Genomic DNA, 14,204 nt, shown 5'->3' with positions numbered 1-14,204 from the left:
TTACACAGCGTCGGAAAGGCTCGTGAAGGTGAAGTCCCGGATTTTCAGCGGCGGCACGAGGTTGCCACCCACGCGCACCGGCTTGCCAATGGCTTCCAGGTTGTTGAGCATGATGATGGGCGACTCGTTGAAGCGGAAGTTTTTCACCGGATGCTTGATCTTGCCGTTCTCGATGTAGAACGTTCCGTCGCGCGTCAGGCCGGTGTAGAGCAGCGTCTGCGGATCGACGGGGCGGATGTACCACAGGCGCGTCACGAGGATGCCTTTGGCGGTGCCCTTAATCATGTCCTGCAGGCTTTGCGTGCCGCCTTCCATCACCCAGCCGCTGGGGCGCGGCAAATCCGGAATACCGGCTTTCTGAGCCCAGAAGCGCGAGGTATAGAGGTTTTTTACTACGCCTTTCTCAATCCAGGTGGTCTTTTTCTGGGGCCGGCCGTCGCCGGAAAACGTCAGCGAGGCCACGTCCACCATGGTTGGGTCGGAATAGATGGTCACTCGCTCGTCGAAAAGCTTTTCGCCCTTCTTGTTGCCGCCGCCCTTCTTGCTCAGGAACGAGCGGCCTTCGTCGGCGTTGCGGGCGTCCAGAGCGCTCATCAGGGCCTGTAGCAGCGAGGCATCGGTGTTGGCAACCAGGGCGGCTGGCTCCAGAATAACGGTGTATTTGCCGGGCTCCAGGGCCTTGGCATTGCGCGACATGGCCGCCTTATCGGCCGCAATGCGCGTGAGGGCGGCGGCGTCGAACTTGCTGGAGTCGTTGAAGTCGGCGGTGGCATAGCCCGAGCCGGTGCCGTCCGGCGTGCGCACCGTAATGCTGAACTCCAGGTTGGTGAGCTGCTGATAGGCTTCGAGGCCCTTGCTGTTGCGCTTGGCCACAAATCCGGCCTCATCGTTGAGGAAAGCCGCCGATGACAGCTTTTTCTCGTCGCAGATTTTCATGCTGGCTCCCACCTGCTGGGCGCGGTAGTCGGGCGTGATGCCGGCCGTGCTTTTGGCAAACGACTGGGGTGCGGCGGCGTACTGCTGCGGCCCGAGCAGGGGCATGTATTCGGGGCTCTCGGGGGCGAGGCGCGCAATTTCTTCGGCCCGCTGCACGCAGCGGCGCAGCGTGGCGTCGTCGAACTCGTTGCAGGTGGCCACGCCGGAACGCTTGCCGAAGCGCGACTCCACAGTCAGGTTTACGTTGTCGACGGCGCCGCTGGTGCTGATGGAGTTACGGGCCGAGCGGACGTTGCCGCCGGTTTCGCCGTTGAGCGTGGCTTCACACTCGTCGGCCTTCGAGAAGCTGAGGACCTTTTTGAGGATGGCCTGGGCTTCGTCCTGGGAAAGAATTGCCATTGTTGATGAGCTGAGGTTGGATTGACGTAGTGGGCAAGTGGGCGCCTGGCCTGCCCGGCCACCCCGGGCAGAACGGGAGCAGAGCAGGCCGGCGCGTTAGCCAATTTTGCGGGCAGTATTGATGACGTTGACGCCGTTGAAGCGCGTGGTGGCGGAGCCGTGGCTCACGGCCGACACCTGGCTGGGCTGGCCTTTGCCATCGAAGAACGAGCCGAACAGGCGGTAATCCGACTGGTCGCAGATGGCCGAGCAGCTGTTCCAGAACTCTACGGTGTTGGTCTGGTAGGCCACATCTTCGAGTATGCCGGCTATTTTGCCTTTCTCAATAGCGTAGAACACCGTGCCGCCGAACTGGGAGTTGTAGCGCTGCTGGTCGATGGAGAACGAGCCGCGGCCGGCAATGTAGATGCCCTTGTCCACTTTGCTGATCATCTCATCCACGCTCAGCTTCTCTTTGCCGGGGCGAAGGCTGATGTTGGCCATGCGCTGGAACTGCACATCCCGCCACGACTGCGAGTACGAGCAGCCATCGGAGTGGTCCTGATTCACGATGTGGGCCTGGTCGCGGGTTTTCTGGTAGTCCACCAGCTTGCCGTCCTTGATGATGTCCCACTCTCCGGTTTTCACCCCTTCGTCATCGTAGCCCACCGCGCCGAGGCTGCCTGTCTGCGTTTTGTCGGCCACGATGTTCACGAGCTTGGAGCCGTAGGGCGCGTTCTTGGCTTTCCAGTCGAGCGTGGCGAAGCTGGTACCGGCGTAGTTGGCTTCGTAGCCCAGCACGCGGTCCAGCTCGGTAGCGTGCCCGATGGTTTCGTGGATGGTCAGGCCCAGGTGGTTGGGGTCGAGCACCAGGTCGTATTTGCCCGGCACTACGCTTTTGGCCGTCAGCTTTTCCTTAGCCTGCCTGGCGGCCAGGGCAGCATCTTCCAGAATATCGTAGCTGTTGCGGTAGCCTATCAGGCCGGTGCCGCTGGGGCCGGCAATCTTGTCGGCGGCTTTAGGCATCATGTACTCGTAGCCAAGGCCCATGGGCGCGCTCAGCCCGTCGCGGGTGCGGAATTTGCCCGTGCTCCGGTCGATGGCCGTGGCACTGAACGTGGGCCAGATGCGGTGAATGTCCTGGTCGATGTAGGAGCCGTCGGTACTGGCGAAATACTTCTGCTCGTTGATCTGAAACAGGGCCGAATTCACGAAGGAAGCGCCGTTGTCCAGGGCTTTGGCGTTGGCGGCCAGCAGCAGGTCTACTTTCTCCTTCACCGGCACCTCAAAGGCGTTTTTCTCAATCGGGGTTTTCCACGACACCTCGCCGTAGCCCTTTTGCGGAGCCAGTTTCACCTGCTCTTTCTGCACTTTGGCGTTGGCCTTGGCAATCTGTACGGCCAGCTGCGCGGCCTTGGCCATGCCGGCCTCCGTTACGGTATTAGTAGCCGCAAAGCCCCAGGTGCCGTTGGCAATAACCCGCACGCCCGCGCCATAGCTTTCACCGCTGGCAATGTTCTGCACCTGCTTTTCGCGGGTAAAGATGCTCTGGTTGAGGTAGCGCCCGATGCGCACGTCGGCGTAGGTAGCGCCCGCCGACTTGGCGGCGTTCAGGGCGGCATCGGCCAGGCGCTTCTTGATGGCGGGGTCCACGGCTTCCAGCAGGCGGGCCGGGTCTACGGGCGAGCTGGCCAGCCCCGGGATAGAGGGCAGGAACAGGGCGCCGGTTGCCAGGCCGGTCAGGCCCACAAATTCGCGTCGTTTCAAAAGAATAGAAGTTTGGTGATGGAGTTGGAACGGAGAGGTAGTTTAGGCAGAATAGCGCCTATTCGCAACCTACTGACGCAACTGTCGTAGCGAGGCTGCATAGCTGCGGGCGGTTTCTGTGGCGGTGGCCGCAGCGGTTGCCCACTGCTCTGCGCACCGCCGAAGCTACAGGAGCCGGGCCTGCCCGCCCGAATCAAAAAAGAGGCCTTCGCCGGTGCGGGAAGGCCTCTTTTTTAGTTGCGCGTCATCAGGGCGTTGGCGGCCAGTTCGGTGTTCGGAATGGGCCACACGTACAGCGGGCTGCTGGGCGGCACCGCTCCCACCGAGCCCTTGCCCGGAATAGTGGCGTTCAGGCGCATCAGGTCGATGTTGCGGATGCCTTCCCCCAGAAACTCGATTCTTCTTTCCAGCAGAATAGCGTTGGTAGCTGCCGTGGCGTCCGCGAAGCTGGTGTACACCCCGGCCGGGTTCGAGCGGCCCCGTACGGCATTCAGCAGGGCCAGTGCCCGCGCATCAGTAGCACCTACGGTCCGCACCCGGGCTTCTGCCAGGCTCAGCAGCACTTCCGCATAGCGGATTACAGGCGCCTTGTCGGTGTAGGGAGAAGGTGTGGGGTACTTGCGCGACAGCAACGACTCCGTGCCGGCCGTGTTGGTAACCACAAAGCTGGTGCGGCGGACGTCGGTAGCGGCCCACGCAGGGTTGCCCAGAATGCCGGCCGGGTTCAGGCTACACTCGTTGGAGAAGTAGAAGCCCAGTTGGTTCTGCGTGCCCGGGGCGTTTTGGGCCGTGAAAGGGAATGACAGAACGCTCTCCGGCGTTTCCTGCGGCGTAGTGAACACCGTGGCAATAGTCAGGGTATGCGCAACGCCGGACGGGGCCGCAAAAGGTGCCGCCGCCGACACTATCTTGTTGGCTTCCTCAATCACCTTGGCATAGTTGGCCATCGTGAGGTAGACCCGCGTTTTCAGGGCAATGGCCGTGTTGCGGTGTGCCCGCGTTACGCGCAGCGAAGCATCGGTGTAGGTGAGAGGCAGGTTCTGCTCGGCATAGTTCAGGTCTTCCAGAATCTGAGCGTACACTTCGGCCACCGTGCTGCGGGCCAGGTCGTTGCCGGTATTGCCGGTTTCGGCCTGTAGCCGGAGCGGCAGGCCCGGTTTGCTGCCATTGCCATCCACGTAGGGCCGGGCATACAGCTGCAGCAGCGAGTAGTAAGACAACGCGCGCAGCAGCCGGGCCTCCGCCTTGTAGTTGACGGCGGTAGTAGTGGCGAAGTCGGCCGGGAAGGCCGGAGCCACAAACTTGCCCATGTTGGCGTCCATGCCCACCAGAAACACATTGATCTGGTTGATGGCCTGATAGGCGGCCGTCCAGAGGTTGATAACGTCGTTCTGCGACTGTTCCGTGACAGTGTGGTTCCACACGCTGGTGCCCGTCACCAGGTTCGAGGTTTTGTTGAGGAAGTCATCGGCCCGGATGTCGCCGTACACCTGGTAGCGGCCGCCCAGGAAGTTGCCCACCTTCAGGTAGCTGTAGAGCGAGTTTACCTGCAGTGCAATCCGGGCGGGCGTTTCAAATACCACCTGGTTGTTGAAGGTGGTTTGCGGAACCGGGTCCAGCAGCTCGTCCTTGCAGGAAAAGGTGCCCAGCCCAACAAGCAGGAAGCAAGCCGCTCCCGTAATCTTTTTCTTTATAGTCGTCATCAGACTGCTGCGTTAGAAACCGATATTGAGGCCTACCGTGAACGTGCGGGCCTGGCCAACCGAGTTGCGGTCGACGCCGGCGCCGGTGTTGCTGGCCGTACCAGTGGAGTTAGTGGAGATTTCCGGGTCGATGCCGGAGTACTTGGTCAGCAGGGCCGCGTTCTGCACCTGCACGTATACCCGGGCGTTGGCAATGCTGTATTTGCTCAGCAGATCCGAGTTCAGCGAGTAGCCCAGCGACACGTTCCGTAGCCGGACAAAGTCGCCCTTTTCCACGTTCTCCGACATCACCAGTCCCGAGCCATTCGAGACGTTGTCGCCGAATACCACGCGGGGCCACGAGCCACCCGTGTTTTCCGGGGTCCAGCGGTCCAGAATGTCGGCGTCGTTGTTCCAGAAGCGCTGGTCGTGCAGCCCCGACTTGGTGCCGTTGTAGATGTAGTTGCCGCCCGAGTACTGCAGGAAGATGCCCAGGTCGAAGTTTTTGAACGTGAACGTGTTGTCGAAGCCGCCATACCATTTGGGCAGGGTGGGGCCGTAGTAGTCGCTATCAGCGAGCTGGCTGGGGGCCCTCGATGCTACGCCGTCCAGCGTCGTCCAGCCGGTAGTGCCGGCGGGTGTGCCCTGGTGGTTGTACTGCACCGTGGTGAAAGTGCCGTCGGCGTTCTTGATGCGCACCATGCGCTGCCCATTGGCCGGGTTCACACCCAACGATTTCACCACCAGAATTTCGCCTACAGAGCGGCCCACTTCCGTGAAGTTTGCCGTTTCCAGGCCCGAGGTGGCGGTGCCAATGCGCTGGCCTTCTGTGGCCAGGGTCAGCACCCGGTTTTTCAGCGTCGTGATGTTGCCGCTAACCGTCCAGCTGAAGTTTTTCTTCTGGATGGCGTTGTACGTCAGGTTGAACTCGATGCCCGTGTTGCGCATCGAGCCCACGTTGCCCAGAATAGAGTTGATGTTGACGTTGGTAACGTCGCCAGGAACGCCGGCCGGAATACCTCTGGACGGCGCCTGTGGTACCCGCAGAATCAGGCCATCCACCAGGTTGTGGTAGTAGGAGAAGTCACCCCGCAGGCGGTCCTGCAGCGTCCCGAACGTGAAGCCCACATCGGTTTTCTTGCTGGTCTCCCAGGTAAGGGCCTGGTTGCCGGCCCCGCTGAAATACAGCGTCGGAACCGCGCCGTACAGGCCGGAGGTGTAGGTCTGCAGCGAAGTCATCGACGCCCTGGCTGTTGCCGACCTCGCCGTAGCTGCCCGTAAACTTGAGGAAGTTGAGTGCCTCACCGAAGGGAGCCGCTTTCCAGAACTCTTCCTCCGACACGATGTAGCCGCATGAAAATGCCCGGCTGTACTCGGAAGCCGAGCCGGGCATTCAAGTCGGAAAAAGGAAGGTGCAGAGCGGCCGCGGAAGGCTGGCCGAGTTCGAGAGCAACGGCCGTAGCTCCGGGGTTTGACGCGGGGCAGAATGTGCCTTGGAAGCGGGTTTGCAAACTCAAACAGCGGTTGCAGGGCAGGCCACCAGGTAGTGTGGCGCGGGGCCACCAGCTGGCCGCTCAGCTAATCAGCGAAAGCAGTGCCGCCGAAATCTGCGGCCAGGGCTGCGCCAGGTCCACCGTCACGATGCGGACGGGGTGGCCGCCGAGGGTGTAGCGCATATCCACCGCCTGAGCGGCGGCCGGATAAAGCAGAATGCCTTCCAGCTGCTGGCCGGGCACTGTGGGCTGGTTCTGCAGGTAAGCGTAGAGCTGGTAGAGGTGCGGCGAAATCAGCTTTTGCTGGTCGTAGCGGGTGCGCAGGGCCGCCGCGTAGTACTTGGTATCGAGGATGATTTTGCGGTCCGGGGATTCCAGCGACGTGTCCGTAATCATGGCCGGCAGCAGGGCCAGCGCCTCCTCCGACTCGGCCTCTGCCTGCCACTGAATCGTTTCGGAAGCTACCCGGAACCGGCGCTGCTCCAGGCGGTAGAAGTTGCGCACAAACTGCTCAAACAGCCGGGCCATCAGCACTTCGTCGCGGCGAAAGTCGCGGAAGCGGGAACGGCCGGAAGCCTCCGGTGCCGGCAAAGCACTGTGGTAGACCAACTCGCACACATTCAGCAGAAAGGCCGCCAGCCCGGTGGGCCGCAGGCGGCGCACGGCCCGCAGGCTGGCGGCGGAAAGTGGCAGCGGAGCCACGGCGGCCGGAAACCGGCGTAGCAGCTGTTTCAGGTCGTGGCGGAAAGTGGCGGGCAGGGTGCGGCTGCGGGCCAACTGGTGCAACGTGCCCAGCAGCAGCTGGTTGAAGGGCGTATCGGGGCTCAGCTCATCAAACTGGCACAGGCCCCGGCCCTGAGGCAGCAGGTTGCGCGCGAGGGTAGGGGCCAGCAGCAGCCGGCCGCGCAATTCGGGCAACTCTTCGGTGCGCTCGGTGTAGCCCACGGCCAGGCCCTGGCGCAGCAGCCGGCGGGTGCCCGTTAGCAACACATGGCCCAGCAACTCCAGCGGCCGATGGAATGAAGACGAGTCTATGGCCAATAGCTCCTCGCGCTCTGGCAACCGGTTCCAGGCGTAGCAGAGCAGGTAATAGAGGTTGCGGATCGGAATCAGCATGGCTACCGGGCCAGTAGTTTTTTCTTCTGGGCCGAAGCGCGGGCCGGCTGGTCGAGCCAGTATTCATCGAGCAGCGGCGCAATTTCCTGCTCCAGAATCAGGGTCAGCCATGCATCGGCAGCGGCTGGCTCTGCGGGCGGCGCGCAGAAGTAGCTGTGCCCGATCTGAAAGGCTGGTCCCAGGTCAGGGTCATCGGTGATGGTGTGGTTGAGGGCGCTGAGGCGTTGGGTGAGCCGCTCAATAACGGCGGCGGGCACGCCCTGGGCGGCCAGTAGGCGGTGCAGCGGCAACCCAAACTCCGGTACCGTTTCCACGAAGGCGAAGCGGCGGCGCAGCGCGTAGTCCAGCGGCGCTAGGCTGCGGTCGGCCAGGTTCATGGTTCCGATAACAAACACGTTTTCGGGCACAAAGAAGCGGGGCGCGTCGGCTGGGCTGTAGGGCAGGCGCACGGCGTGGGCGGGGCCGCGCTTGTCGGCCTCCAGCAGCAGCAGCAATTCCCCGAAAATGCGGCTTAGGTTGCCGCGGTTCAGCTCATCAATCAGCAGAAAATACGGCTGCTCCGGGTCCTGGGCCGCCCGCCGGCAGAAGCCGGGCAGCACGCCATCCTGCAGCCGGAACGTGCCCTGCGCATCGGGCCGGAAACCCTGCACAAAATCCTCGTAGCTGTAGCTGGGGTGAAACTGCACCAGCTCTGTGCGGCGCATGTCGGTAGTGCCCTGCTGCAGCCACGCCAGGCGCCGCGCCAGAAACGTTTTGCCGGTGCCCGGCGGACCCTGCAGAATCAGGTTGCGGCGGCGGCGCAACGCTGCCAGAGCCGCCTCAAGCCGGTCATCGGAAATAAACAGTTCCTGCCGCGCCGCTGCCTGGTCGTAAGGCGCGGCTGGCGGGGCATACGGCGCGGCGGGTTCCTGCACTTCAGCTGCCGGCTGAGCCGATGAGACTGGCAGCCTGCTCCTGGCGGAGGCTCCGCGGGCCGATTCGCGGCCGGTATAGAGCTCCTGCATGGCCTGCTGCGCGGCTACGTCGCCATCGAGCGGCGAATTGGCAAGGGTAGGGCGCTTGGTGGCAATGGTGAAATCGAGCTGCTCCAGCACCCGGTTGGTAGCCGCCCCGGCCGGCAGCGGCCACGCTGCCTCCGGCTGCCCGGTAGCCAGCTGATAAGCCAGCTTGGCCACGGCCCGCGGGGCGTAGCGCCGGCCCCGGTACACCAGGTCGTAGACGGTGCTGAGCGGCATGCGCGGCCCTTCGCGGTCCATCTGGCGCAGGGCCCGCAGCACCTGTTCGCGGGTGAGCTGGGTGGGGTCGAGGGTGGGAGTAGGCATTCGGCTAAAAGTACGGGCAAAACGCATTCGTGGCGCATTTGGCTCCACTCTACCGAAAGTTTGGCCCACAAAAAAGTCCGGCTGCGCCAGGCGGCCGGACTTGTTGGCGCAGTGAAAGAGCTTAGGAGCCTTTCTGCGTGGTTTTCTTTTTGCCGTCGGGCTTGTCCTTCACGGTTTCCTCGTTCTTCTTTTCGTCGCGCTTGGTGGCGGGGTCGGTATGCTGGGGCGTGGTGGTGGGCTGAGCCATGGGGGTGAGGGGCTGAAATGAACAGATGCCCTGGTGTACGCAGCCGGCTGCCCGGCGCTGCTGAATGCCGGGATTTTATAGCCCGATATGGCGCGGTTTCGGGCTTCTGCCTACCTTGGCACCCGTTGTATCCACTCAGTGCTGCTCACGGCCGCCACCGTTACGGCCGCTCAGCAGCGGGCCGTGGCCAGGCCAAGCAGGCCAAAGAGCCAGCCGCCGGGTTTCAGCAGACGCTGCGCAAAATGAAGGCGGGCACGCTACAGTAGTTTCCCGAGGAAGCCGTTGAAAAAGCTGGCAATAGGTAGGAAGATATATTTATATACATAGTACCTTGCTTTGCATACTACCGAATGATATGTTTGTAGCAGCAACCTCCGCTGCCCGGTAGGCTCAGCAGAAGCTGCAGCCTTCGCGCCGATGTAGTGACTTTGCCTTCCCTTTCTTTTCTATCCTACTTAACCTATGAAACACCTGCTTTCCGCCGCGGCCTGTTCGCTGCTGACCACTGCTGCCCTGGCTCAGCAAGCACCACCAGCGGCTCCCGCCAATCCTGCGCTGCAGGTGTACCGCGCTTCGGCCACCAAAACCAACAACCTGGTGCATACCAAGCTGGATGTGCGCTTCGACTATACCAAGCGCCACCTGCACGGCAAGGAGTGGGTGACGCTCAAGCCCCACGCCTACGCCACCGACTCAGTGCGGCTGGACGCCAAAGGCATGGATATCAAGACCGTGGCGCTGGTGAACGGCCAGCAGCTGCAGCCGCTGAAATTCGACTATTCCGACGGCAACAACCTGCGCATCTACCTGGGCAAGAAGATGGCGCCCGGCACGAGCTACACTGTGTACATCGAGTACACGGCCAAGCCCGATGAGCTGAAAGTGGCCGGCAGTGCCGCTATTTCCGACGCCAAGGGCCTGTATTTCATCAACCCCGACAGTGCGGTGGCAGGCAAGCCGGTCCAGATCTGGACGCAGGGCGAGACGGAGGCTTCGTCGGCGTGGTTCCCGACCATTGACCGGCCGAACCAGAAAACCACCTCCGAAATCAGCATGACGGTGCCCAGCAAGTATGTCACGCTCAGTAACGGGGCGCTTATCAGCCAGGCGCCCGCCGGCCCCGGCCTGCGCACCGATACCTGGAAGATGGAGCTGCCGCACGCGCCGTACCTGTTTATGATGGCCGTCGGCGACTTCAAGGTGCACAAGGAAACGTGGCGCGGCAAGGAGGTCAGCTACTATCTGGAGCCGAAGTACGCGCCCTTCGCCAAGCAGATTTTCGGCAACACGCCCGACATGCTGGAGTTCTTCTCGAACCGCCTGGGCGTGGAGTATCCGTGGAACAAGTACAGCCAGATTGTGGTGCGCGACTACGTGAGCGGAGCCATGGAAAACACCTCGGCCACGCTGCACGGCGACTTTGTGCAGATGACCGACAAGGAGCTCGTGGACCGCGAGTACCAGAACGAATCCGTTATTGCCCACGAGCTGTTTCACCAGTGGTTCGGCGACCTGGTAACGGCCGAAAGCTGGAGCAACCTGACCGTGAATGAGTCGCTGGCCGACTTCTCGGAAGGCCTCTACGCCGAGCACCGCTACGGTGCCGACGCCGGCGACGCGCACAAGCACCGCAACCTGCGCAACTACCTGGGCAGCCCGGCCGACGCGCAGAAGCAGCTTGTCCGCTTCCACTACGCCGACAAAGAGGACATGTTTGACCTGGTGAGCTACCAGAAGGGTGGCGCCATTCTGGACATGCTGCGCACCTACCTCGGCGACGACGTGTTTTTTGCGGGCTTGCAGAAATATCTGAAAGACAACGCCTTCGGCAATGGCGAGGCGCACCAGCTACGTCTGGCCATGGAGGCCGTATCGGGCCAGGACCTGAACTGGTTCTACAACCAGTGGTACTTCGGCACGGGCCACCCCGTGGTCAGCATCGATTATGCCTGGGACGCTGCCAGCAAGGTGCAGTCCGTGACGGTGAAGCAGAACCAGCCGGGCCAGGTGTTTCAGCTGCCCTTCGCCATCGACTACTACGTGAACGGCAAGCCCCAGCGCCAGCGTGTGGTGATGAAGCAGGCCAGCCAGACGTTCACCATGCCGCTGTCGGCGAAGCCTGATCTGGTGGATGTGGACGCGGAAAAGACGCTGGTGTGGAAGCAGACGGACAATAAGTCTTTGGCGGAGTTTGCGTATCAATATGCTCATGCTCCGTTGTTCGTAGCGCGCCGCGAGGCCCTGCTGGCTGCCGCAGCCAAGCAAACCACCGACCCGGCGGCTGTAAAGCTGTTGCTGGCCGGCCTCAACGACAAGTTCTATAACCTGCGCATGGCGGCCGCCGAGCGTCTGAAGCTCGACGACAAAACTGTAGCCAAAACGGCGGTGCCGGCGCTGCGCAAGCGGGCTGCCTCCGAGAAAGACCCTCATGCTTTGGCCATGATGCTGACGGCGCTGGCCAAGGCCAAAGACAAGCGCGACGAGAAGCTGTTTGTGCAGCAGTTGGGCAGCAGCCAGTCGTATGCGGTGCAGGCGGCCGCGCTGCAGGCGCTGGGTGCCGTCAATCCGAAGCTGGCCCTGAGCAGAGCCCAGGCCCTCGAAGGCTCCGAGCAAAGCAGCATTGCCCAGGCAGTGGTGGCCGTATACGCCCGCAACGGCGGCACAGCGCAGTGGAACTACGTGCGCGACAAGTTCGACGCGGCCAGCAACCAGGGCAAAGCCCAGTATTTTGAGAGCCTGGGAATGATGCTGGCGCGCCTCAACGAGCCAAAAGCCTTTGCCGAAGGTGTAGACCGCCTCAAAGCCATTGCCATCCAGTTTAAGCGCTACGGTGCCGACCAGCCGGTTATCAGCATGATGCAGGAGGCGCTGAAGGAGCAGGCGGGCAGCCCCGACCTGGCCGCTAACCAGCAGGTAGCCGACAAAGCCATTGCCGAAATTCAGGCCGCCAACTAGCCAGTTCAGCGACTAATGAAAACGCCTTTCCGACAGCCGTCGGAAGGGCGTTTTCATTAGTCGCCGGCTACTACCGTGCGCCGGATGCCCAGCTTTTTCATGCGGGCCTCCAGCGTTTTGGGGTTGATGTCGAGGAGCATGGCCGCGCCGTTGGGGCCGCTTACACGGCCGCCGGTGCGGTGCAAGGCCGCCAGAATATGGTCGCGCTCCTGCTCTTTGAGGGTTTTGAGTGGGCCGCCTGCTTCGGGAGCAGCCGGGGCCGCCAGCGCCGCGGCCGAAAAGCCCGCAAACTCCAGAAACGGCCCCTGGCTTACAATTACGGCCTGTTCCAGCACATGCTCCAGCTCGCGCACATTGCCGGGCCAGCCGTACTGGCGCAGCGCCTTCAGGTCCCGCTCGCGCAGGCCGCGCACAGGCTTGGCCATCTGCTTGGTGAAGCGCTCCAGAAAGTGCCGCATCAGGGGCTCGATATCCTCGGGCCGCTCCCGCAGGGCCGGCAGCCGAATCGGGAACACATTGAGGCGGTAGTAGAGGTCGGCGCGGAAATGGCCGGCCGCTACCTCGTCTTCCAGTACCCGGTTGGTGGCCGCAATAACCCGTACATCGGTCTGGATAACGCGCCGCCCCCCAATGCGCTCAAACTCCTTTTCCTGCAGCACCCGCAGCAGCTTGGCCTGCAGATCCAGCGGCAGCTCCCCTACTTCGTCCAGGAAAATGGTGCCGCCATCAGCCAGCTCAAACTTACCGATACGCCGGTCGTGGGCGCCGGTAAAAGCGCCTTTCTCATGCCCAAAAAGCTCACTCTCGATGAGCTGGGCGGGCAGCGCGGCACAATTGAGCTTGACGAGGGCCCGCTCGTGGCGCGGCGACAGGTTGTGTAAGGCGCGGGCCACCAGCTCTTTGCCGGTGCCGGTTTCGCCGGTAATCAGGACGGTGGTATCGGTGGGGGCCACCTGCGCCAGGCGGGTGTACACCTGCTGCATGGCGTTGCTGCCGCCCACAAAATCGTCGAGGCGGGCAGCGGCGGAAGTGTTTATCTCATCAATCAGGTAGGTGCGCTCCCGCTCCAGCTGCGTGCGCAGCGCATCAATCTGCTCGAAGGCAAACACGTTCTGAATGGCCAGCCGGATCTGGGGCACCAGGCTCCGAACCAGTTCCAGCATTTCAGTGGTGAAAGCAAAGGGCTGATGGCTGGCCAGGATGAGGGCCGCGGCCTGGTCGTCGGTCGTGTCGAGGAGCGGCGCGCAGAGCATGGAGCGGGTGCCGCGCTTGTCCCGGATGTGGCGCAGCATGCTGTACTGCCCGGCCAGCTCCTCGAATTCCTCTCCTACATAGACGGCGGGTTCCGAAAACAGCTCTGCTACGGCTTCTTTGGCCGTATGGATGTCCGGCAGGGCATCAGAGTGGCTCTCATTCAGCAGCATAAAGGTGCCGTCCGGCTGCTTGCGAAACTCTGCAATGGCCCGCACCGGCGAATCCGGCTCGCGCACCCGCACGCCGAAATAGTCGCAGGGTACCACCTGGTTAATCTCATTGGCAATAGCGCGGAATAGCTCCCCCCGCTCCTTGATGCTGAGCAGCGCGTTGGTGAGAGCCAGCTGCATGGTTTTTTCCTGCTCACGGCGCGCAATTTCCTCGAAGGCCAGCGCATTCGTAACGGCCACGGCTACCAGGCTGCCAATCTTCTCCAGCAGATCAGCATCCATTTCGGATAGCTCGGGCCGGCGCCGGGCCACCAAAGAGAGCAGCCCGGTGAGGCGCCCGCCGGTGCGCAGCGGTACTACGGTAAAGTAGCGCATCTGCCGGCTCATCAGCGTCGTGAAAGGCGGATAGTCGGGATATTGGGTGAGCAGCTCCTGCAGGTCGTACTGCCGCAGGTTGTAGGACTTGATGAACTGCTCAATAGGGGAGCCGGCTACCGGCGCCCGCTCAGACCGGGAGCCGGGTTGCTCCGGCAGCAGAATTTCGCCCAGATAGTCGCGCAGAAACACGCGGCGATACTGCAGATCCGCATCAAGCGTGATGATGGTAATGGCATCGAAGGGAAAAATCAGCCGCAGCTTTTCCGTCACGCTCCGGAATAAGTCTTCTTTGTTGCGGGTAATGGCAATGGCCTCATTGAGGTAAAGCAGCAGCGAGTCGTCTTGGTCCGGCATGGGCGTATATTACTTAAATATCAGGAATAAAGATAAGGCATTCCTCAAATAGCAGGATAAACAGCCGCTCAGGATAAAGTGAGTATGGTAGCGTAGAAAAAAATAATCTTCGTTTACTGCTTATTAAACACGTTTTAGAGGTGTATTAAAAT

General features: G+C 62.0%; 10 protein-coding genes. 2 read left to right on the top strand and 8 right to left on the bottom strand.

Annotated features, from left to right (window positions below):
* From BUE15_RS01250 to BUE15_RS22450, 7 genes are all read right to left on the bottom strand, one after another.
* Positions 1-1,335: a TldD/PmbA family protein gene (locus tag BUE15_RS01250; protein ID WP_073280871.1), complete on the bottom strand. Its 1,335-nt coding sequence runs from the start codon at positions 1,333-1,335 to the stop codon at positions 1-3.
* 96 nt (positions 1,336-1,431) lie between these two features.
* The gene (locus BUE15_RS01245) at positions 1,432-3,081 is read right to left on the bottom strand and encodes a TldD/PmbA family protein (RefSeq protein WP_073280870.1); all 1,650 of its coding nucleotides are present in this window, start codon (positions 3,079-3,081) and stop codon (positions 1,432-1,434) included.
* Positions 3,082-3,314: 233 nt separating this feature from the next.
* Positions 3,315-4,784, bottom strand: a complete 1,470-nt coding sequence (locus tag BUE15_RS01240) for a RagB/SusD family nutrient uptake outer membrane protein (RefSeq protein WP_073280869.1) — start codon at positions 4,782-4,784, stop codon at positions 3,315-3,317.
* A gap of 12 nt (positions 4,785-4,796) precedes the next feature.
* Entirely contained in the window at positions 4,797-6,002 is a 1,206-nt protein-coding gene (locus BUE15_RS01235; RefSeq protein ID WP_244535847.1) for a TonB-dependent receptor domain-containing protein, read from the bottom strand.
* 335 nt (positions 6,003-6,337) lie between these two features.
* Positions 6,338-7,372, bottom strand: a complete 1,035-nt coding sequence (locus BUE15_RS01230) for a 5-methylcytosine restriction system specificity protein McrC (RefSeq protein ID WP_073280867.1) — start codon at positions 7,370-7,372, stop codon at positions 6,338-6,340.
* A 2-nt stretch (positions 7,373-7,374) separates the two neighbouring features.
* Positions 7,375-8,694: an AAA family ATPase gene (locus BUE15_RS21240; protein WP_170865163.1), complete on the bottom strand. Its 1,320-nt coding sequence runs from the start codon at positions 8,692-8,694 to the stop codon at positions 7,375-7,377.
* Between the two features lie 121 nt (positions 8,695-8,815).
* Positions 8,816-8,941, bottom strand: coding sequence for a hypothetical protein (locus BUE15_RS22450; RefSeq protein ID WP_262987453.1), 126 nt, complete (start codon positions 8,939-8,941; stop codon positions 8,816-8,818).
* Between the two features lie 125 nt (positions 8,942-9,066).
* Here BUE15_RS22450 and BUE15_RS22150 point away from each other — a divergent pair, with 125 nt between their 5' ends.
* Positions 9,067-9,207 (top strand): hypothetical protein, encoded by a 141-nt coding sequence (locus tag BUE15_RS22150; RefSeq protein WP_211617559.1) that lies wholly within the window; start codon positions 9,067-9,069, stop codon positions 9,205-9,207.
* 196 nt (positions 9,208-9,403) lie between these two features.
* Positions 9,404-11,896 (top strand): M1 family metallopeptidase, encoded by a 2,493-nt coding sequence (locus BUE15_RS01220; protein ID WP_073280866.1) that lies wholly within the window; start codon positions 9,404-9,406, stop codon positions 11,894-11,896.
* Positions 11,897-11,952: 56 nt separating this feature from the next.
* On the opposite strand, the gene BUE15_RS01215 is transcribed toward BUE15_RS01220, so the two are convergent.
* Positions 11,953-14,052 (bottom strand): sigma-54-dependent Fis family transcriptional regulator, encoded by a 2,100-nt coding sequence (locus BUE15_RS01215; RefSeq protein ID WP_073280865.1) that lies wholly within the window; start codon positions 14,050-14,052, stop codon positions 11,953-11,955.
* Positions 14,053-14,204 lie beyond the last annotated feature (152 nt).

Origin of the sequence: Hymenobacter psychrotolerans DSM 18569 (assembly GCF_900142395.1) — a bacterium.
GTDB classification, from domain to species: Bacteria; Bacteroidota; Bacteroidia; order Cytophagales; family Hymenobacteraceae; genus Hymenobacter; species Hymenobacter psychrotolerans.
This window is presented reverse-complemented; position numbering and strand designations above follow the sequence as displayed.

Bases quoted from the DNA above. Each gene is read 5' to 3' on its own strand.
- BUE15_RS22450 (WP_262987453.1), bottom strand. From the start codon at position 8,941: ATGGCTCAGCCCACCACCACGCCCCAGCATACCGACCCCGCCACCAAG.
- BUE15_RS21240 (WP_170865163.1), bottom strand. From the start codon at position 8,694: ATGCCTACTCCCACCCTCGACCCCACCCAGCTCACCCGCGAACAGGTG.
- BUE15_RS01240 (WP_073280869.1), bottom strand. From the start codon at position 4,784: ATGACGACTATAAAGAAAAAGATTACGGGAGCGGCTTGCTTCCTGCTT.
- BUE15_RS01250 (WP_073280871.1), bottom strand. From the start codon at position 1,335: ATGGCAATTCTTTCCCAGGACGAAGCCCAGGCCATCCTCAAAAAGGTC.
- BUE15_RS01230 (WP_073280867.1), bottom strand. From the start codon at position 7,372: ATGCTGATTCCGATCCGCAACCTCTATTACCTGCTCTGCTACGCCTGG.
- BUE15_RS01215 (WP_073280865.1), bottom strand. From the start codon at position 14,052: ATGCCGGACCAAGACGACTCGCTGCTGCTTTACCTCAATGAGGCCATT.
- BUE15_RS01235 (WP_244535847.1), bottom strand. From the start codon at position 6,002: ATGACTTCGCTGCAGACCTACACCTCCGGCCTGTACGGCGCGGTTCCG.
- BUE15_RS01220 (WP_073280866.1), top strand. From the start codon at position 9,404: ATGAAACACCTGCTTTCCGCCGCGGCCTGTTCGCTGCTGACCACTGCT.